Annotated in this window: 18 protein-coding genes and 2 tRNA genes; 5 read left to right on the top strand and 15 right to left on the bottom strand. The window is 60.2% G+C overall.

What is annotated here, in order from left to right; translation table 11 throughout:
• Window positions 1-697 precede the first annotated feature (697 nt).
• From WA367_RS07500 to WA367_RS07455, 10 genes are all read right to left on the bottom strand, one after another.
• Window positions 698-782: transfer RNA gene (locus tag WA367_RS07500), tRNA-Leu, on the bottom strand.
• A gap of 140 nt (window positions 783-922) precedes the next feature.
• Complete coding sequence (locus tag WA367_RS07495; RefSeq protein ID WP_336056173.1) at window positions 923-1,543, bottom strand: 2,3-bisphosphoglycerate-dependent phosphoglycerate mutase; 621 nt, start codon at window positions 1,541-1,543, stop codon at window positions 923-925.
• Between the two features lie 36 nt (window positions 1,544-1,579).
• A complete protein-coding gene (gene dapB, locus WA367_RS07490; protein ID WP_336056172.1) occupies window positions 1,580-2,395 on the bottom strand; it encodes a 4-hydroxy-tetrahydrodipicolinate reductase in 816 nt (271 codons plus the stop codon).
• 41 nt (window positions 2,396-2,436) lie between these two features.
• On the bottom strand, window positions 2,437-4,179 hold the full coding sequence (locus WA367_RS07485) for an ABC transporter ATP-binding protein (protein WP_336056181.1): 1,743 nt from the start codon (window positions 4,177-4,179) through the stop codon (window positions 2,437-2,439).
• Window positions 4,180-4,389: 210 nt separating this feature from the next.
• Complete coding sequence (locus WA367_RS07480) at window positions 4,390-5,418, bottom strand: glucokinase (protein WP_336056171.1); 1,029 nt, start codon at window positions 5,416-5,418, stop codon at window positions 4,390-4,392.
• 10 nt (window positions 5,419-5,428) lie between these two features.
• Window positions 5,429-5,845, bottom strand: a complete 417-nt coding sequence (locus tag WA367_RS07475) for a methylglyoxal synthase (protein WP_336056170.1) — start codon at window positions 5,843-5,845, stop codon at window positions 5,429-5,431.
• Window positions 5,846-5,988: 143 nt separating this feature from the next.
• Entirely contained in the window at window positions 5,989-7,020 is a 1,032-nt protein-coding gene (mepA, locus tag WA367_RS07470; protein WP_442935553.1) for a penicillin-insensitive murein endopeptidase, read from the bottom strand.
• 67 nt (window positions 7,021-7,087) lie between these two features.
• Window positions 7,088-7,954, bottom strand: a complete 867-nt coding sequence (locus WA367_RS07465) for an SDR family oxidoreductase (protein WP_336056168.1) — start codon at window positions 7,952-7,954, stop codon at window positions 7,088-7,090.
• Window positions 7,951-9,087, bottom strand: a complete 1,137-nt coding sequence (gene queG, locus WA367_RS07460; protein WP_336056167.1) for a tRNA epoxyqueuosine(34) reductase QueG — start codon at window positions 9,085-9,087, stop codon at window positions 7,951-7,953. The genes WA367_RS07465 and queG overlap by 4 nt, the downstream gene beginning before the upstream one ends.
• Window positions 9,088-9,089: 2 nt before the next feature.
• Entirely contained in the window at window positions 9,090-9,782 is a 693-nt protein-coding gene (locus WA367_RS07455) for a glutathione S-transferase family protein (protein ID WP_336056166.1), read from the bottom strand.
• A 139-nt stretch (window positions 9,783-9,921) separates the two neighbouring features.
• Here WA367_RS07455 and WA367_RS07450 point away from each other — a divergent pair, with 139 nt between their 5' ends.
• The gene (locus WA367_RS07450; RefSeq protein ID WP_336056165.1) at window positions 9,922-10,728 is read left to right on the top strand and encodes an undecaprenyl-diphosphate phosphatase; all 807 of its coding nucleotides are present in this window, start codon (window positions 9,922-9,924) and stop codon (window positions 10,726-10,728) included.
• Here the strand turns inward: WA367_RS07450 and WA367_RS07445 are convergent.
• Complete coding sequence (locus tag WA367_RS07445) at window positions 10,725-11,489, bottom strand: sulfite exporter TauE/SafE family protein (protein ID WP_336056164.1); 765 nt, start codon at window positions 11,487-11,489, stop codon at window positions 10,725-10,727. The genes WA367_RS07450 and WA367_RS07445 overlap by 4 nt on opposite strands.
• 9 nt (window positions 11,490-11,498) lie before the next feature.
• On the bottom strand, window positions 11,499-12,470 hold the full coding sequence (locus WA367_RS07440) for a complex I NDUFA9 subunit family protein (RefSeq protein ID WP_336056163.1): 972 nt from the start codon (window positions 12,468-12,470) through the stop codon (window positions 11,499-11,501).
• 232 nt (window positions 12,471-12,702) lie between these two features.
• On the opposite strand from WA367_RS07440, the gene gyrB reads away from it, so the two are divergent.
• The 3 genes from gyrB to WA367_RS07425 all read left to right on the top strand — a co-directional run bounded on the left by gyrB (window position 12,703) and on the right by WA367_RS07425 (window position 16,395).
• Window positions 12,703-15,150, top strand: a complete 2,448-nt coding sequence (gene gyrB / locus WA367_RS07435) for a DNA topoisomerase (ATP-hydrolyzing) subunit B (protein ID WP_336056162.1) — start codon at window positions 12,703-12,705, stop codon at window positions 15,148-15,150.
• A gap of 140 nt (window positions 15,151-15,290) precedes the next feature.
• On the top strand, window positions 15,291-15,779 hold the full coding sequence (locus tag WA367_RS07430) for a pyridoxamine 5'-phosphate oxidase family protein (protein WP_336056161.1): 489 nt from the start codon (window positions 15,291-15,293) through the stop codon (window positions 15,777-15,779).
• Between the two features lie 106 nt (window positions 15,780-15,885).
• A complete protein-coding gene (locus WA367_RS07425; RefSeq protein ID WP_336056160.1) occupies window positions 15,886-16,395 on the top strand; it encodes a hypothetical protein in 510 nt (169 codons plus the stop codon).
• On the opposite strand, the gene WA367_RS07420 is transcribed toward WA367_RS07425, so the two are convergent.
• A complete protein-coding gene (locus tag WA367_RS07420; protein WP_336056159.1) occupies window positions 16,386-16,964 on the bottom strand; it encodes a transglycosylase SLT domain-containing protein in 579 nt (192 codons plus the stop codon). The two genes, WA367_RS07425 and WA367_RS07420, sit on opposite strands and share 10 nt — an antisense overlap.
• A gap of 180 nt (window positions 16,965-17,144) precedes the next feature.
• Here WA367_RS07420 and WA367_RS07415 point away from each other — a divergent pair, with 180 nt between their 5' ends.
• Entirely contained in the window at window positions 17,145-18,047 is a 903-nt protein-coding gene (locus WA367_RS07415; protein ID WP_336056158.1) for a hypothetical protein, read from the top strand.
• 43 nt (window positions 18,048-18,090) lie between these two features.
• On the opposite strand, the gene WA367_RS07410 is transcribed toward WA367_RS07415, so the two are convergent.
• Together WA367_RS07410 and WA367_RS07405 are read right to left on the bottom strand one after the other, a co-directional pair.
• Window positions 18,091-18,166, bottom strand: a tRNA-Ala gene (locus tag WA367_RS07410).
• Window positions 18,167-18,311: 145 nt separating this feature from the next.
• The gene (locus tag WA367_RS07405; RefSeq protein ID WP_336056157.1) at window positions 18,312-18,701 is read right to left on the bottom strand and encodes a TIGR02300 family protein; all 390 of its coding nucleotides are present in this window, start codon (window positions 18,699-18,701) and stop codon (window positions 18,312-18,314) included.
• Between the last annotated feature and the right edge of the window lie 206 nt (window positions 18,702-18,907).

Raw genomic sequence — 18,907 nt, 5'->3', positions numbered from 1 at the left:
CGCTCACGCGCCGCTCTGAATTTGAAACCAACTCAGTGGCGAACCCCAGCACTCGCTGCTGGCGCCGCCCGCCTCGTTGGTGAGCGGTGTATAGCCCCACCCAACCAAAACTGTCAACGACCAAATCCAACTTTTTTGAACTTTTTGCGACGCGGAAATCCGACCTTCATGTTTACTACGCATTTGCGGCTCCTGCTCACCTTGCGACAGTACCGGGGAGTTCGGAAAATGAATCCGGATCAATGGGTTAGACTCGGCTTCTTTCAGGTTTCCAGCGCGAGGAAGACGTACATCTCTGGCGCCTGAAGGGATTCCCGAGAGAGAAATTTGCACAGACCTGCCCGACCGGTCCCGAGCGCGGGTTCACCCCCCCCCTGAACAATGAGGTGGGTCGAGCGCGCTCGAGCTTTGCCAGATGTCTTGGATTGGGGCCTGATGAGCCCTTGATGCGGCGGGTGCCTGGAACACTCAGCATCAAGCTGCCGCTGTCCGGGTTGAACTGCTGCCTCGACACAAGCAGGCCGCCAGCGTTTTGAGTAATCTGATGGGCCCGGTTTGGCCTGTTGAAGAAGCAGCCCCATGCGAAGCGCAGATTGCCGCCTCGGCAAGCCTCAGGCGATTTCTGCTATATCAAGGGGAGCTTGAATGTCTGCCGCGGTAGCCGGCAGGTGCCACATGTTCTGCTTAAGAGCAGATGTGGTGCCCAGGAGAGGACTCGAACCTCCACGCCTCGCGGCACACGGACCTGAACCGTGCGCGTCTACCAATTCCGCCACCTGGGCTAGGTGCGCAGCCGATGTATGCGGACTGGCTGCTTCTGTCAACGCGGGAAATCGCAAAAAAGGAAGATTTGCCGTCTGTCGTCAGAGATGCCGGGCTTCTGGTTCAAACCATGGAGCCCGGCATGGATTTGTCCGGGCGATCAGCCCTTGAGGATTTCCGAGCTTGCCACCGTCGCATCGGCATTGAGACGGTAGATCGCCGGCACACCGGTGGCGATCTCTTTCTTGACGATCTCCTCGCCGGACAGATTGTCCAGCACCATGACGAGGGAGCGCAGGGAATTGCCGTGGGCTGCGACCAGAACCGTCTGGCCACGCAGCACGCGCGGGAGGATCTCGTTGATGTAGTAAGGCCAGACACGTGCGCCGGTGTCCTTCAGGCTTTCGCCACCGGGAGGCGGGGTGTCGTAGGAGCGGCGCCAGATATGAACCTGTTCCTCACCCCACTTCTCGCGCGCATCATCCTTGTTGAGGCCGGCGAGATCACCATAGTCGCGCTCGTTGAGAGCCTCGTTGCGGATCGTTTCGAGATCTTCCTGACCGAGCTCCTTGAGAATGTGGTCGCAGGTCACCTGGGCACGGGAGAGTACGGAAGTGAAAGCGATGTCGGGCTTGAAGCCCTTTTCACGAAGGAGGCGGCCGGCATTGCGTGCTTCCTCGTGGCCTTTCTCGGTCAGCCCCGGATCACGCCAGCCGGTGAAAAGGTTCTTGAGGTTCCATTCGCTCTGGCCGTGGCGGACCAGGATCAGCGTTCCCGACATCTAGTTCTTCCCTTCCTTCGATTGAGATTGTTGCGATCAGAGGCCAAGCACGTCGCGCATTGAATAGAGCCCGGGCTTGCGGCCATGTGCCCATTGCGCTGCAGCAACCGCGCCGCGCGCGAAGATTGCGCGGTCCTCGGCCTGATGAGAAAGCGTTATGCGCTCGCCGGTTCCTGCAAGAATGACGGAATGCTCGCCCACCACCGAGCCGCCGCGCAAGGTGGCAAAGCCGATGGAGCCGCCTTCGCGCGGACCTGTCTGGCCGTCACGAACGCGTACCGAATTGTCTTCCAGATCAATCGCCCGCCCCCTGGCCGCTGCTTCACCCAGAAGCAACGCGGTACCTGAGGGTGCATCGACCTTGTGGCGATGGTGCATTTCCAGAACCTCGATATCGAAGTCTTCAGCCGACAGCGCCTTTGCCGCCTGTTCGACCAGGATCGAAAGCAGGTTCACGCCGAGGCTCATATTGCCGGATTTTACGATGGTGGCGTGGCGCGCTGCCGCTTCGATACGTGCATCTTCTTCCGCCGTGCAGCCGGTGGTGCCGATGACATGGGCAATGCGTGCCTGTGCGGCATATCCTGCAAAGGTGACCGTGGCAGCGGGAGAGGTGAAGTCGAGGACACCATCGGCCTTGGCAAAGGCTGCCAGCGGATCATCGGTGATGGCGACATCGAGTTGGCCGACGCCGGCCAGTTCACCTGCGTCACGGCCCAGCATAGGTGCACCTTCGCGTTCAACCGCTGCGACTAGGCGAACGCCTTTGGTTTCCGCCACGGTGCGGATGAGGGTTTGGCCCATGCGCCCCGCGGCGCCGACCACCACCAGTCCCATATCGCTCACGGTCATCTACCTCCTCTTGCGAACCGCAGCTTGCGGCTCAGCCTTGTTCAATCCTCTGGCGTGTTGTTGTCCAGCAGGTTCTCGCCGCGTTGACGTTGCATGCGGTGGAAGCGGGCATAAACGCCGTTCTCCTGCATGACCAGTTCACCATGCGTGCCTTCCTCGACCAGTCGCCCTTCTTCGAGCACGACTATATGATCTGCATTGACGACGGTTGAAAGCCGGTGCGCAATGACGAGCGTGGTGCGCCCCTGCATCACGCGCTCCAGCGCTTCCTGCACCTTTGCTTCCGATTCGTTGTCGAGCGCGGAGGTCGCCTCGTCCAAAAGCAGGATCGGCGCATTGCGCACGATGGCGCGGGCAATCGAAATGCGCTGGCGCTGGCCGCCGGATAGGTTGGCACCGTTCTCCCCGACAAGCGTGTCGTAGCCATTCTCCTGCGCGAGGATGAACTCCTCGGCATTGGCAAGGCGCGCTGCTTCCTCGATTTCGGCATCGGTGGCGTCTGCACGGCCATAGCGGATATTGTCGCGGATCGTGCCTTCGAAGAGATAGGGATGCTGCGAGACATAGGCGATCTGCGAACGCAGCGAATGTTTGGTAACCTTCGAGATGTCCTGCCCGTCGATCAGTATGCTGCCACGGTCAAGATCGTAGAAGCGTTGCAGCAGCGCGAACAGGGTGGACTTGCCCGCACCCGACGGGCCGACAATCGCGGTGGTACGACCCGCATCAGCCTTGAAACTTACATCATTGAGTATGGGGCTCTCGGCGGAATAGGCAAAGCGGACATTCTCGAAGCGAACCTCGCCCTCTCGCACCTCCAGCGCCCTGGCATCTGCGGCATCGCGCTGTTGGGGCTCCAGGTCGAGCACCTCATAGATCATGCGCGCATTGACCAGAGAGCGTTCGATATTGACCTGCGTGCGGGACAGGCGGCGCACCGGGTCGTAGGCCAGAAGCAGGGCCGTAATAAAGGACATGACGGCACCGGGCGGTTCGGCACTTTGGGCGGCACGCCAGGAGGCATAGCCGATGACCGCTGCTATGGCGATGCCGGCCAGCATCTCGGTGATGGGCGCCATGCGCTCGGAAACGCGCGCGATCTTGTTGGAGCGGCCTTCGGCATCGTGGACGAGCTGCGCGATCTTCGCCGACAGCACATTCTCCATGGTGAAGGCCTTGATGACGGCGATGCCCTGCACCGATTCCTGCATGGCTCCCAGAAGCCGCGAATTGATCTCGACCGATTCACGCGTCACGCGGCGCAGCCGGCGCATCAGGTAATTGACTGCGATGCCGATGGGCGGGCCCATGACAAAAGCCATGAGTGACAGCAGCGGATCGGCCCAGACCATGACGGCGACGAGACCGATCAGCGTGACGAGGTCGCGCCCGATGGCGGCAACGGTCAGATTGAGCAGATCACGGACGCCCGTCACATTCTGGCTGATCTGGGCAGCCAACTGCCCGGACCGCGCATTGGTGAAATAGGGCATGCCCAGCTTCATCAGGTGGTCGAAGATGCGCTGCTGATAGCGAGCGACAATATTGTTACCGATACGCGCCAGAAACACGGCCTGGCCATAGGTGGCGAAGCCGCGCAAGGTGAAGGCGAAGACGATGCCGCCGCAAATCCACGGCACCAGTTCCCAGCGCTGCTCATAGAAAAGATCGTCAATGATGTAGCGCATGATCCATGCGCTGAAGGCAGTGGTGCCGGCGAGAATGAGCATGCAGGCGATGGCCCAGCCATAAAGCCCCAGATAGTCGCGCCCGTTTTCGGACATGACACGCCGGATGACCGCTACGACATCGCCGGGTTCGAAATCGTGCTTTCGCTTCCTGCCGAACAAATAACCGCTCTCATCGTGACGGCCCGTCAGGCCGCAAGGCTGCAATGCCAGCGCTATGCCCTATCGCGACCAGCCTTGCAATGGCGAGCCCTGACGCGGGCCCGCCTGGTGCAGTTTGAAGTCAGGTAGAAACCGCTGCGTCTCTCAAACCGCCTTCCAGCGGCGGCCAGCCGTTTCCACGCCGAAGCGTGCGGGCGTTCTTGCATAGGCTGCGATGCCGGTGAGCGCCGCCAGCGGGTGCGTGATAACGAATACGGGCATCTGCTCGACGAGTGCATTGTGCGGGGCCTTGTCTTCGAAGGCCTTGCGGAAGTGACCGTTCTTGAGGGCAGGCACGATCTTCTGAGCAATGCCGCCAGTGAGGAACACGCCGCCGCGGCTCATGAAGACAAGGCCGAGATCGCCTGCAAGGCGGCCGAGATAGGTGCAGAACAGGTCGAGGGTTTCGACTGCCGCTGCATCCTCCTTGGCCAGACCTGCGCCCGTTATCTCTGCCGGATCGGAGAATTTCGGTGTGTTTCCATCGGCCTTGCAAAGCGCGCGATACAGATTGACGAGGCCGCGTCCGCAAAGGATCTGCTCGGCGGAAATTCTGCCCTCAATCGTTTCCAGATGCGGAAATATCTGGCGGTCGCGCTCGGTGCGCGGTCCAAGATCGACATGGCCACCCTCACCTGGAACAGGAACCCAGGTGCGACGGGCATGGACGAGGCCTGCTACGCCAAGGCCCGTGCCCGGTCCAAGCACGACGCGACTGCCGGTGGTCTCCGCCTCGCCACCGCCGATCTGTTCCAGATGCTCTTCACCAAGAGCCACCACGGCCAGCGCCTGTGCCTCAAAATCGTTGAGCACGACGACGTCGCGGATGCCCATCTTTTCCATCATCTGGCGGGGACGCACGACCCAGTCGCAATTGGTCAGGTCGATCTCGTCGCCATCCACGGGACCGGCAACTGCGAGCACTGCCGAACGAGGCAGAATGTTCGTGTGGTCGAGAATGGCTGTCTGGATTGCCTCGTCGATCGTGGCGTAGTCTGCGGTCTGAACGACCGGGAACTCGCGGGGCTCGGCATAGGAATCCACCACGATGGCAAAGCGCGCATTCGTGCCGCCGATGTCACCGATCAGGATCGGAAATTCCAGCACCATGTCTTGGTCATTGGGATAAGGCATAGTCGCTCGATCAGGCTCCCTCGTTCGAGTCTTTCCATCCGGCACCCGCCTCATCCAGATTCCGGACAAGGATCTGCGCGGTCTTTTCATTCAGCGCCATCGGCACATCATAGACGATGGCAAGGCGCATCAGTGCCTTGACGTCGACATCATGAGGCATCGCGGTCAACGGGTCGACAAAGAAGATGACGAGGTCGACCTCGCGCTCCGCAATCAGCGCGCCGATCTGCTGGTCGCCGCCGAGCGGGCCGCTTTTCAGCCTGAGAATATCCAGGCCGGGACACGCTTCAGCGATGCGCCCACCCGTCGTTCCGGTTGCCACCAGATCACAATCGTCAAGAAACGCCCGATGCTTAACGGCGAAGGCAACGAGGTCGTCCTTCTTCTGGTCATGCGCGATCAGTGCGATCCGGCGTTTCCTCGGCATGGCGTCCTCGTCGTAGCGTTAAATCGGTTGAAGTCTATAGAGGAGCCCTGTGAATAAGAAAAGACGGTGAGGGAAAATGAAAAGGGCGCGGCGTTGGCCGCACCCTTCGATATGCGCTTTATACATGTTTTGTGAGCGTCAGCTCATGGTCTGGGCGAGGGGACCGGCACTTCACTGCTGCTCAGTCTTCTCAAGACTTCCGCCGGGCTCAAATGCTCGGCAGCCGCCGCGCGCGTTGCATTTGCGGGGATGACGCCTGGACGATCAACCGTCACAGCCGCTTCGGAAGCAGGCTCAGGCGCACCGAGAACGACACGGCAGGCATTGGGCAGAGCAGCCATGGTCATGACATCGCGGGCGCGGGGCTTCTGCGGCTTGTCCTTTGGAGCCGGCTTCCACGGTTCATCGGTGAACCACCATGCCAGGGACTGATCGCAGCCGGTTCCGCGCGGCGGCGGAGACTGCGGTTTGCAATTGGGCGAATCCGCCGGGCATCCGATGCGGATATGCACATGATAGTGATGCCCCCAATAGGGACGCACCTTGCGCAGCCAGGACCGATCGCCGGTTACCGTGTCGCAAAGCTTCTTCTTTATGCCCGGATGAACCAGCAGACGCTCGACATTGCTGTAGCTCGCGGCGTTGCGCAGCAGCGCTTCGTGAGCCTTCGTCCACTTGCTGTCGTCGACATAGAGCGTGCCATCCTTCAGCATGGAGATGGCGCTGACATTTTCCCGCTCGGCGTCGGTGTAGCGGCGGTTTGGCATCGGCGTCAGCCATATATCGGCATCAAGTCCGATCTGGTGGGACGCATGACCGGTAAGCATGGGGCCGCCGCGCGGCTGTGACAGGTCGCCGACCAGAAGGCCATTCCACCCGTCACGGTTGGCATCTACCGAAAGGCGCGTAAGCACTTTGATGAGTTCCGGGTGGCCCCAGCGGCGATTGCGCGAAAGACGCATTGCCTGCCAATGCGGGCCGTCTTTTGCCATGGCAAGACCGCCGGAAAAACAGCCTTTGGAATAGAAACCGTGTGCCGCAGGCTCGATGGCCGCAGGAAGCTTCTTTGAGCCGAACAGGTCCTTGGCCAGAGGCTCCGAACTGGCGTTGAAAGAAATTGCAACTGACGCAGCAAGGCTGACGCCGAATAAGGATTTACTCAAATATTTCCACATCTTCCCACTCCGGGTTCGTGGTGATCAAAACACAGCCATCATAACAGATTTCGTGGCAGTTACGTGATCATGCGCTTTCATCGGTAAACAGGGCTTTGAGACCAGCACGGTAATCCGGAAAGGCAAAATTGTACCCATCCCGTTTCAGACGGCTGTTGGAGACACGCTTGCACTCTCCATAGAAAGAGCGGCCCATCGGAGTGAGCGGCGCCTCTTCAAAAGGTATTTCCGGCGGGGGCTCGACGCCCAAGAGTTCTGCTGCGAATTCCACGACATCCTGTGGCGGTGCAGGTTCGTCATCGGCAATATTGTAGATGCCATTCGCGCAGATGTTCATCAGATGAAGCGCTGCACCCGCTATGTCCTCGACATGAATGCGGTTGAAGACCTGCCCCGGCTTGATGATCCGTCTTGCCTTGCCACTGCGCAGGCTGTCGAGTGCGCTACGACCGGGGCCGTAAATGCCAGCCAGTCGCATGATCGCCAACGGCACCTTCTTCTCGGCCGCATAGGCTTGCCATGCCTGTTCCGCTGCCAGACGCTGACGGGAGCGGTCGGAAACCGGATGGCACTCGGCGTTCTCGTCGATCCACGCGCCTGCATGATCCCCATAGACGCCGACCGTGGAAAGGTAGCAAAGCCAGGAGGCTGCCTTCAACTGCACGCCGCCCTTCTTGATATCCTGCAGCAAAGGGTCGCCCGATGTGTTCGGAGAGACGGAGACGACAATGGCATTTGCCGCTTCGAGTGCTGAGTGGAGGTCAGCCGAAAGTCCCTGCCCCGCTTCGTAAAGTAGGGGTTCGATGCCCATGTCATCGAGCTCTGCAGCTTTCTCCTTGCTGCGGGTCGTGCCTTGTTTGCGCGTCTGCGCGGGCAATGCGCGCGCGATGGCGCGGGCGGAATAACCGGCGCCTAGAAGCAGGACGCGCTTCATGCAGCGGCTCCTGCCAGCTTCCATTCCTCCAGAACCATTGCGTCTTCCTCATTCTGCATGGCGGCCAGGACACGCATGTTCTCTCCCGGAGTCAGGCGAGACAAGGCCCATACTGCCGCACCGCGCACCTGCGCATCCTCATCCTGCAACAGTGCCTCGCATTGCGGGACAAGGCGAGGGTCTTCGGAATTACCAGCCGCGATCAGGACATTGCGCACAAAGCGCCCGCGCCCGATGCGCTTTATGGGAGAGCCTGAAAAGCGCGCGCGGAAGGCAGCGTCATCCAGTTCCAGCAATTCTGCGAGTGCCGGTGCCTTCAGATCGTCACGAGCCTGCAGCTTCGCCTCTGCGGCTTCCTGCGCAAACTTGTTCCACGGGCAAACCGCCAGACAGTCATCACAGCCATAGATGCGGTTGCCCATGGCCTTGCGGAATTCGTGGGGGATCGGGCCCTTGTGTTCGATGGTGAGGTAGGAAATGCAGCGCCGCGCATCGATCTGGTATGGCGCGGGGAAGGCATTGGTCGGACAGATGTCAAGGCATGCCCTGCACGAACCGCAATGGTCGCGCTCGGACTGATCGGGCGCAATCACTGCCGTCGTGAAGATCGACCCCAGAAAGAGCCATGAACCGAATTCTCGACTCACGAGATTGGTGTGTTTGCCTTGCCAACCGAGACCTGCGGCTGCCGCAAGCGGCTTTTCCATCACCGGGGCGGTGTCGACGAAGACCTTCACATCTTCGCCCGCGCGCGCAGCGAGCTGGCCAGCGAGCTGTTTCAGCTTGCCCTTGATGATGTCGTGGTAATCACGATTGCGGGCATAGACCGATATGGCCGCACGATCTTTCTTCTCCAGGAGATCGAGCGGATTTTCGTCCGGTCCGTAATTCATGCCGAGCATGATGATGGAACGCACATCCTGCCACAGATTGCGGGGTCGCGCGCGGCGCTCTTCCGTCTCCGCCATCCATTCCATGGTGCCGTGGCGGCCTTCCTGAATGAACTCGCGCAGGCGCTCGGGCGTGTGGGGTGCGGCGTCGGGCGTGGTGAAAGCCACCACGTCGAAGCCTGCCGCACGCGCCTTCTCCTCCACGAAAGCACGAAGCCGGTCGGCTGGCGCCCCGGCACCCATGATCAGAAATCCAGGTCTGCGTAGTGGGAGGCGGGCGCCAGTCCGCGCACGCGATCTGTAAGAATGGAGCGGAAGGAAGGGCGTGACTTCATGCGGCTATACCAGTCGCGCGCGGCCTCATACTCGCCCCAGCGGATCTCGCCGAGATAGTCCAGAATGGAAAGCGAGGCGGCGGCGGCGATGTCGGCGTAGCTCATGCGTGGGCCGGCCAGCCAGTCGCGCGAGGCGGCAAGCCAGTTGGTGTATTTCATGTGCTGGGCGATATTCGCTCGGGCTGCACGAATAGCTGCGGAATCAGGAGCACCGCCACCCTGCGCGCCTGCCATCATCGGTTTCAGCGCTCGCTCGCGCACCAGATGCCGGGTCACGTCGCCATCGGTCTTGACGAGATACCAGTCAACCAGCCGACGGATTTCCGCGCGGTGAATGGAGTCTTCCGCCATCAGGCGCTTGTCGCGCTTGAAGGCGCCGCGCGTTTCATCAAGATATTCGCCGATAACCGTCGCGCCGACGATCGGGTGATCGCCTTCGGCCAGGAGCACGGGAATCGTGCCCGCCGGATTAAGCGAAAGGAACTCCCTGCGCCGCATCCATGGGCGCTCCTCAATTAGGGCAAGTTCTTCTCCATATTCGCCGCAGGCAATGCGCACGAATCGACTGGAGGCATATAGCGGGTGATGAAACAGCGTCAGCATGGGCTATGCACTATGGGAAACCTCTGGCCATTTCATGGCCTGAACGGTATTTCTCGAATCTCTCCCGTCTTGCGGGTGTCCCATCCGCTATAGGGGCAGTTCTCGACCCTGACAAGCAAGCCGACATAAAGGGTGTATCGTGGCCGACCAGACAATCGTGCAGGCGCTGGTGCTTGGTATCCTTGAAGGATTGACCGAGTTCATCCCTGTTTCTTCCACCGGGCATATTCTTCTGGCTGGCCATTTTCTGGGCTTCGAATCCACCGGCAAGGCTTTCGAGGTTCTCATCCAGTTGGGTGCGATCCTTGCCATTCTAAGCGTATATGCAGCGCGTCTGTGGCGCATCCTCATAGACTTTCCGAAGGACGAAGACACGAGGCGCTTTGTGTTCGGCGTTCTGCTTGCCTTCCTGCCAGCGGCCGTGATCGGTGTGCTCGCCTACAAGATCATCAAGACGGTACTCTTCGAAACGCCGATGCTGATCTGCATCATGCTGATCCTGGGCGGCTTCGTGCTGCTCTGGGTGGACCGCTGGGCACGCAGCCCGCGCTACCATGACATCACGAAATTCCCGCTCTCGATGTATTTCAAGATCGGGCTCTTCCAGTGCCTTTCCATGATCCCGGGCACGTCGCGTTCCGGCTCTACCATTGTGGGCGGCCTTCTTCTGGGTGCGGACAAGCGCGCGGCGGCGGAATTTTCCTTCTTCCTCGCCATGCCGACCATGGCCGGTGCCTTTGCCTATGACCTCTACAAGAACCACGAGATCCTGAGCGCTGCTGACGTGAAGATCATCGGCATCGGTTTCGTTGCCGCCTTCTTTGCAGCCGTGCTCGTGGTGCGTTGGCTGCTTGGCTATGTGTCGCGCCGTGGCTATTCGCTTTTTGGCTGGTGGCGCATCATTGTCGGGACGCTCGGCATGATTGGGCTTCTGGTTTTCGGTTAAAGAAAGCCAATCAGGCCACGCCGCAAAAGATCAACTGCAAGGATCGTCAGGCCGACCTTGAACCAGCGGCGGAAGGTCTCTTCCGGCAGGCGGTGCAGAAGCCGTGTTCCATAGATCGTGCCGAGATAGCCCGACAGGATCATCGCCGCCAGAAACGGTATCCACGAGAAAAAGGCAAAGCCCGCAGCGGCAAAGGCCAGAACCTTGAAGCCATGCTGCACGGTCATGCCTGCGGCATGGGTTGCCACGACGGCCTTGCGGTCATCTGGAATAATCTGCGCAAATACGGCGGCAAGAAGCGGACCCGTGGCACCGACGAACATGCCCGCCAGCGCGACAATAGTGCTGCCTATGGTCAGCCCCGCATGGCCGAGCTGCGCCACGCCCGGGATCTTCGACCATGTGACAACCAGCACGAAGAGCCCAAGGACGACCTTCAGCACCTCATCGGGCAACTGCACCACGAAGAAGGCACCGATGGCAGCACCAAAGAGGCTGCCAATCACGAAGGGCCCGGCGATGTCGTAGCGGATATTCTCGCGCTGATGCCAGGCGCGGCCCGTATTCGAGCCGAGCTGGATGACGCCATGAACCGGAATGAGTGCGGCAACGGGAATGAACAGCCCCAGCAGCACGAGCATCGACACGCCACCGCCAATACCGAAACTGGCCGTCAGTGCCGAGGTGAAGAAGCTGGCAAAAACCAGCAGGGCTGCGGGCACAAGCCCCAGCCCCTCAGGCAGCAGCGCCAGCGCCTCCAAGCGTCAGCCTCAATATTGCGGCTGGGTGAACTGACCCTGCGGACGATAGGTCCACAGATAGGTTGGCAGAATGGCACCAACCGAGTGCTGCGGGATGCCGAGACCTTCCAGTGTCAGGCCCTTCTTGTAAGCCTCGTCGGAAACGACATTGTCGCTTTCGAGCAGCCTGACCTGATCGAGTGTCAGAGGCGGCTTGGGCAGAATCCCAAGGATGCGACCCTGCAGGCGTGCCAGCGACCACGGAACGCTGACCAGAACGCGCTTGCGATTGATGACCTCAAGCATCTCTTCCATGCAGTCACGGAAGGTCATGACCTGCGGCCCGCCAAGCTCGTAGATAGCTCCGGGCTTCAGCTGGCCATCAACGGAGCGGGCGAATGCTTCTGCCACATCGCCTACATAGACGGGCTGGAACTGCGTGTGACCTCCACCGATCAGCGGCAGGAAGGGGGAGAAGCGCGCCATGTTGGCCAAGCGATTGAAGAAACCGTCTTCCGGTCCGAACACGATCGACGGACGCAGGATGACCGCCTTCTTGTCCACTTCCAGAACGGCCCGCTCACCTGCGGCCTTGGTGCGGCCATACTCGGCTGGCGAATTCGCGTCTGCGCCGATGGCGGACATATGGGTGATCGCGGCGCCGGCGGCCTTTGCAGCCTCGGCAACAGCACGTGCGCCTTCTGCCTGAACGGAATCGAATGTCTGGCGACCGCTCTCATGCAGGATGCCAACGAGGTTGATGACATGATCCGCGCCCTCCACTGCCCGGTCGACGGACCAGCGGTGGCGCAGATTGGCCTGCATGGCGTGAACCTGGCCCACATTGCCAAGCGGCATGATGTGAATTGCCGTGTGGGGATTGCGGCAGGCGACGCGCACGCGGTAACCGCGCTTGGCCAATGCCTGCACGACATAGCGCCCGATGAAGCCGGACCCGCCGAAAACGGTGACAAGCTTGGGTTTTTCGCTAATGGTCGCCATGTCGCTGAATACCTCTTCTACCAGTCTTGGGGCTACATAATCGCTTTCGCGACAAAGGCAAAGGCTTCATCGCCGCAAACTAGCCGTCTTGTGCCTGTTTCATCCCCAGCGCTGATGCCGGCAAAACTTGGAAAAAAGGCTTCCAGCCCCTATATATTTGACAGTTACGCTCTGCTGATTCGGCGAGCTTCACCAATAGCCCAAAGCGGCGCCTTCACAACGAAAGATTTTGATGAGCGACACGCCCGAAACACTCCCCGGCGAACAGGCTGAATACGGCGCAGATTCCATCAAGGTTCTCAAGGGCCTTGATGCCGTGCGCAAGCGGCCTGGCATGTATATCGGCGACACGGATGACGGCTCCGGCCTGCATCACATGGTCTATGAGGTGGTGGACAACGCCATCGACGAAGCCCTTGCCGGTCATGCAACGCTGGTGACCGTGACGCTCAATGCCGACGGCTCCTGCTCGGTCACCGACAATGGTCGCGGCATTCCCACCGACATGCATGCAGGCGAGGGAATGTCTGCGGCCGAGGTCATCATGACCCAGCTTCATGCAGGCGGAAAGTTTGACCAGAACTCCTACAAGGTATCTGGCGGCCTCCATGGCGTGGGTGTTTCCGTGGTGAACGCGCTTTCAAGCTGGCTGAAGCTGAAGATCAAGCGCAAGGGCAAGGTTCACGAGATGAGCTTTACCCATGGCGTTTCCGATGCGCCGCTGGCAGTGACGGGTGATGCGGGTGACGAGACCGGCACGGAAGTCACCTTCCTGCCCTCAACCGAAACCTTCACCATGACCGAGTTCGACTATGGAACGCTTGAGCATCGCCTGCGCGAGCTTGCCTTCCTGAACTCGGGCGTGCGCATCCTGTTGACCGATAACCGCCATGCGGATGTGAAGTCGCAGGAATTTCTCTACGAAGGCGGCATTGAGGAATTCGTCAAATATCTCGACCGCTCCAAGAAGCCGCTGATCGAGAACCCGATCGCCATTGGCGGCGAGAAGGACGGGATAACGGTTGAAGTGGCCATGTGGTGGAACGACTCCTACCACGAGAATGTGCTGTGCTTTACCAACAACATCCCGCAGCGCGATGGCGGCACGCATATGGCCGGTTTCCGGGGTGCGCTGACGCGTCAGGTCACCTCCTATGCCGACAAGTCCGGCCTCACCAAGAAAGAGAAAGTCTCGCTGACCGGCGATGATTGCCGCGAGGGTTTGACTGCGGTTCTCTCGGTAAAGGTACCGGACCCGAAATTCTCTTCCCAGACCAAGGACAAGCTGGTTTCCTCCGAGGTGCGCCCGGTCGTGGAAAGCCTCGTCAACGAGGCGCTCGGCACCTGGCTTGAAGAGCATCCCAACGAAGCCAAGACGCTGATCGGCAAGGTCGTGGAAGCGGCTGCAGCCCGTGAGGCGGCGCGCCGTGCGCGCGAGCTGACCCGCCGCAAGGGCGTGCTCGACATCACCTCCCTTCCCGGCAAGCTGGCGGATTGCCAGGAGCGCGATCCGGCCAAATCCGAGCTCTTCATCGTCGAGGGTGACTCGGCAGGTGGCTCGGCAAAATCCGGGCGTTCGCGGAAGAACCAGGCAATCCTGCCGCTGCGCGGCAAGATCCTGAATGTGGAGCGCGCGCGCTTCGACCGCATGCTGTCTTCGGACATGATCGGCACGCTGATCACCGCACTTGGCACGGGCATCGGCAAGGACGAGTTCAACGCGGACAAGCTGCGCTACCACAAGATCATCATCATGACGGACGCCGATGTCGACGGCGCCCATATTCGCACGCTTCTCCTGACATTCTTCTTCCGTCAGATGCCGGAGCTGATCGAGCGCGGTCACCTCTATATCGCGCAGCCGCCCCTCTATAAGGTGACGCGCGGCAAATCGGTCCAGTACATCAAGGACGAGGCGGCATTCGAGGAATTCCTGATCGATTCCGGTCTGCAGGAAGCATCTCTCGCGCTTTCGACCGGCGAAGTGCGCTCCGGCCAGGATCTGAAGCAGGTAATCGAGGATGCACGCGGCGTGCGCTCGCTGATCAACGGTCTTCACACGCGGTATGACCGCTCGGTGGTCGAGCAGGCCGCGATTGCGGGTGCGCTCAATGCTGCCGTTCTCGCCGATCCGGCACGCGCCGGCGATGCTGCAGCCCATGTGGCCGAGCGTCTCGACATGATTTCGGAAGAAACCGAGCGCGGCTGGGAAGGTCGTATCAATCCTTCTAATGAAGGGTCGGGTGGCTATCTCTTCGAGCGCACCGTTCGCGGCGTGCGCGAGGCGCATGTGCTGGACTCCGCCCTCATCGGATCTGCGGATGCACGCGCCATCGACCGCTATGCGACGCGCCTGCAGGAAGTCTATGAAAAGCAGCCCGTGCTCAAGCGCAACGACAAGTCGGAGACCATCTCCGGCCCCATGTCGCTGCTTGACGCTGTCTTCGCGACCGGCCGCAAGGGCCTGACCATGCAGCGCTACAAAGGACTGGGCGAGATGAATGCCGAGCAGCTTTGGGAGACCACGCTCGACCCCAATGCGCGTTCGCTTCTCCAGGTGAAGGTGAACGACGCGACGGATGCGGACTCGCTCTTCTCGCGCCTGATGGGCGACGAGGTGGAGCCGCGTCGCGAATTCATCCAGGACAATGCGCTGTCAGTGGCCAATCTGGACGTCTAGGCACAACCGCCTTGGACCACACTCGAAGGGGGAGAGCCTGCGGCTCTCCCCTTTTTACGTCAGGGAGCGGTGTGTGCGCGGGGAACAAAGCTTCTTCCCTGCCCGTTGCGCCTGCACGTCTTCCCAAAAGGAGTTTACCAATGACGACCGAGAAAGACATCGCCCATGTCTGGGACATGGTGGACGACATTGGCATCAGCATGCTGGTCAGCCGCGAAGGTGAGGTCATGCGTTCGCGCCCCATGGCAGCCTATTTCGACCGGGAGGAGGAGATGCTCTATTTCCTCACCGATGTGGCCAGCCACAAGGATGAAGAGATCGCGCGCGATCCCCATGTGACGCTCGCATTCGCCGACACGTCCAAGCAGAACTATGTCTCGATCACCGGCCTTGCAGAGATTTCCAATGATCGGGAGAAGATCCGCGAATTGTGGGCAACGCCGGCAAAAGCCTGGTGGGACAGCCCGGATGATCCTTCCATCCGCGTTCTGAAGATCACGCCACAGGATGCGCAATATTGGGATGGGCCAGGCACGGCCGTCGCCTATTTCAAGATGGCGGCTGCAGCCTTCACCAGTGCGAAGCCGGAGCTTGGCGAGAGCCAGAAGGTGAACTTCAAAGGCCACTAACCTGTCGCAGTCATACCGATTTCCAGAGCCGTTGCCGTAAGGCAGCGGCTCTTGTCGTCTCGGGCTAACGGGTGGAAAATGCTGCTTCTGCGCCGGGAGAATGCTCATGGGCGGGAAACTGACCGAGTGGCACGTGCTGGGCGGCTTGCTCGCCCTTTTGAGCGTGCTTTTTGCCGCCGGGTGGGTGACACGCAGCGATCCGGCACTGAGGCCGCCGCTGGAGATCGTGGGCGGCGGCTTTGTCTTCAACTACCGCGAGGCAGAGGCCTATTACGGTTTTGCGGCCGAGGTCAGACGCCCCCTGCCTCCCGGGTCCGTCCTTCAGGCCCATTTCGAGAATCCGTCGGGTGGCGATGATCTGGTGACGTCGGAGCGGATGAGTGCGCGTACGCGCCACTATGCCTTGCGCTCTCCGCCCCTGCGGGGGATCAAGGCCAATCGTCCATACAAAGTCACGATCCGCGTGCTCGACCGGACGCGCAACGATGTTCTGTTCCAGGTCGAGCGCCACTATGAGAGCCGCATATCCAGCGCTGCACTTCCTGAAATCCCGTTGACAGTGGGACCGGGGTATCACCGCAATCCCGCTGCCGACCCGGCATCGTCTCAACGGTAGCCGCAGGAAGCCATCTGGGAGGCGTAGCGCTGGGCGACGGCTGCCATCTTGGCCGCCGAATTCTTCATGCCCGCATTGCTCTTCCACACACCGCGCGCATAGCCGCCATGGCCCGCATAATATGCGAGGTAGAGGCTGTAGGCATCGTTCAGGGGAATGCCGTTCTTGCGGTGACTTTCAGAGTGGTACCAGCCAATGAAGCGGACTGCGTCTCCGAAATCGCTGCGCCTTGCGCCATAGCGCCCGGTCTTGCGGCGATATTCCTCCCAGGTGCCGTCCAGCGCCTGTGCGTAGCCATAGGCCGTTGAAATACGCTTGCCGGGTATAAAGCCCAGGATCTTGCGCCGCGGCGGACGCGCGCGGGCGCGGAAGGTCGATTCCTTGTAGATTGTCGCCATGAGGATCGGCACCGGAACGCCATATTCGCGCTCGACGCTTTTCGCCTCACGATACCAGTTGTTGATCCATCCGCCCTTCTGGCTAAAGACGGAACAGACATTGTCCGCACGCGTAGGCGCGGTTGCACAACCCGCCAGCGCGAGGAGACAAGCCAGGATTAGGATACGCATTACTCACCTGCAAAACAGAGACCCGACGCCTCCCGCCGCCCTTGCTACAGATTCGATACGCATTTGATTTAGATTTTGCTAACGGTTGCATTATCCACAGACCGCAAGCGCATAGGTTTAACTGCTGCTTAACCCTAATGACTCCATAACCGTCGCGTTAAGCGAGTGACGGTGATTCCCATGACAACTTACAAGATAATTCTATTGACCTGCGCGGCAGGTATGGCCACCCCTGCTGGAGCTCTGGCCGCTGAAGCCGACGCAGTGTTGTTCTCACTGCCCGACAAGTCAGTGATCACGGGAAGCGAAGCACCGGTTGCGGGCACCGGCAACCGCTTCACCGGCTCCATCAGCCTTCACGGAAGTGGGACCAGGTTCGAGGCAGAGGGCTACGAAGCCGAGGCAACGGAGTGGGCGCTGCGCGGCGCCTTGAACGCCGACTATGGAAATGGCTGGAACTTTCAAGCTGACGGTCACTATGGCCGCTCCGATGTTGAGGGCTTCGGAATGGACGAGCTTTCAGCCACGGCCCATGTCTACCAACGCGCCGATGATCGTTACGCTGCGGGTGCATTCGTCTCCGGCAGCCGTCTGGGCTCCGACCTGTTCGACGCTCTGGCTCTCTGGGGGGCCGATGAATTCGCACTTGGCTATCTTGCAGGTGGTGAAGCAGCTGCTTTCACCGACCAGATGACGTTTCATGGCTATGCGGGTTTCGGCACCCTGGATTATTCCGGCTTCGAACTTGGCAGACTGGCTGCAGGTCTTGGCGCAAGATTCTACGCCAATGACAATTTGCGCTTCGGTCTGGATGGCGAATATCAGCAGCTAAGCTATCTCGACCTCTCTGCGGAAATGTTCAGCCTGTCGGGTATCGCGAATTACCGACTGCCGGAACAGCCGGTCACACTCTACGGCGGCTATCGCTACAGCGATGTCAGCTTGCAATATGACGATACGGAGATTGCCAGCGCCGATGCTCACAGCATGCTGGCGGGCGTGAAGTTCAATTTCGGCTCCGCTTCCCTGAAGGACGAAGAGCGCAATGGCGCGATGTGGAACAAGCGCGGGCTTTCCTTCTAGGAGGAGGGCCTGACTGCATCCGCTTTGAAGAGTAGAAAGGAAATGGTGGAGCCAAGGGGAGTCGAACCCCTGACCTCTACAATGCCATTGTAGCGCTCTCCCAACTGAGCTATGGCCCCACGCGCGGCCCTTGCGGGCCTTAGAGGTCGCCGGACTTGCGCCCGGTTCGATGGCGGCTTCTAAACCCGCTTTCTGCTTAAATCAAGCGGGTTTGGAAGTTTTTTCACCGACCGCATCCGCCATGGCTGCGGTCGGCGCGGGAAATTAGCTTTCCTCGTCGTCGTCGCCGACGCTGATGATGTCTGAAACGTCGTCATCATCCTCTTCCTCGTCTTCGAGGAAGGTGTCGTTGTCATCGTCGCCGAGATCCACGTCATCGTCGTCGTCGTCGCCGAGATCGGGCAGATCAGTCGAACCCTTGGAGCTCGTTTCCTCGTCGGCGTCTTCAAGAGAAACGACTTCCGCGCCTTCGGTTGCCGCATCCTCATCGTCCACTTCCGGTTCGTCCACGGAGGTGTCGGACACGTCTTCAAAGAAGCTCAACGGATAGCTCTTGCCCGTATAGGGAGAGACGATGGGATCCTTGTTCAGATCATAGAATTTACGGCCCGTCTCTGGGCAAATGCGTTTTGTGCCAAGTTCAGCTCTAGCCACCGTGCTGCCTCATCTTTTCCGCCAACAGGCCCACCGCTTTTGCCCGTTTGTCTCTTGCGCAACAGGCAGAAGCGGGAGAAATCTCGCTCTTTGCTTTTCGGTCCCATAACCACAGAAGGACCGCCTGTCAAAGCATAATGAGGGGCATTTGTCAGGCTTTTTGCCAAGCCTTTCGGTAGCCTCTCCTCCAAGGGATGACCTTGCGA

It is taken from the genome of Nitratireductor sp. CH_MIT9313-5 (assembly GCF_037029545.1).
Classification (GTDB): Bacteria; Pseudomonadota; Alphaproteobacteria; order Rhizobiales; family Rhizobiaceae; genus Chelativorans.
The sequence above is the reverse complement of the archived record's forward strand: the minus strand, read 5'-3'. Positions and strand labels throughout refer to the sequence as shown.

Bases quoted from the DNA above. Each gene is read 5' to 3' on its own strand.
- WA367_RS07495 (WP_336056173.1), bottom strand. From the start codon at position 1,543: ATGTCGGGAACGCTGATCCTGGTCCGCCACGGCCAGAGCGAATGGAAC.
- dapB (WP_336056172.1), bottom strand. From the start codon at position 2,395: ATGACCGTGAGCGATATGGGACTGGTGGTGGTCGGCGCCGCGGGGCGC.
- WA367_RS07485 (WP_336056181.1), bottom strand. From the start codon at position 4,179: ATGTCCGAAAACGGGCGCGACTATCTGGGGCTTTATGGCTGGGCCATC.
- WA367_RS07480 (WP_336056171.1), bottom strand. From the start codon at position 5,418: ATGCCTTATCCCAATGACCAAGACATGGTGCTGGAATTTCCGATCCTG.
- WA367_RS07475 (WP_336056170.1), bottom strand. From the start codon at position 5,845: ATGCCGAGGAAACGCCGGATCGCACTGATCGCGCATGACCAGAAGAAG.
- mepA (WP_442935553.1), bottom strand. From the start codon at position 7,020: ATGTGGAAATATTTGAGTAAATCCTTATTCGGCGTCAGCCTTGCTGCG.
- WA367_RS07465 (WP_336056168.1), bottom strand. From the start codon at position 7,954: ATGAAGCGCGTCCTGCTTCTAGGCGCCGGTTATTCCGCCCGCGCCATC.
- queG (WP_336056167.1), bottom strand. From the start codon at position 9,087: ATGGGTGCCGGGGCGCCAGCCGACCGGCTTCGTGCTTTCGTGGAGGAG.
- WA367_RS07455 (WP_336056166.1), bottom strand. From the start codon at position 9,782: ATGCTGACGCTGTTTCATCACCCGCTATATGCCTCCAGTCGATTCGTG.
- WA367_RS07440 (WP_336056163.1), bottom strand. From the start codon at position 12,470: ATGGCGACCATTAGCGAAAAACCCAAGCTTGTCACCGTTTTCGGCGGG.
- gyrB (WP_336056162.1), top strand. From the start codon at position 12,703: ATGAGCGACACGCCCGAAACACTCCCCGGCGAACAGGCTGAATACGGC.
- WA367_RS07430 (WP_336056161.1), top strand. From the start codon at position 15,291: ATGACGACCGAGAAAGACATCGCCCATGTCTGGGACATGGTGGACGAC.
- WA367_RS07425 (WP_336056160.1), top strand. From the start codon at position 15,886: ATGGGCGGGAAACTGACCGAGTGGCACGTGCTGGGCGGCTTGCTCGCC.
- WA367_RS07420 (WP_336056159.1), bottom strand. From the start codon at position 16,964: ATGCGTATCCTAATCCTGGCTTGTCTCCTCGCGCTGGCGGGTTGTGCA.
- WA367_RS07415 (WP_336056158.1), top strand. From the start codon at position 17,145: ATGACAACTTACAAGATAATTCTATTGACCTGCGCGGCAGGTATGGCC.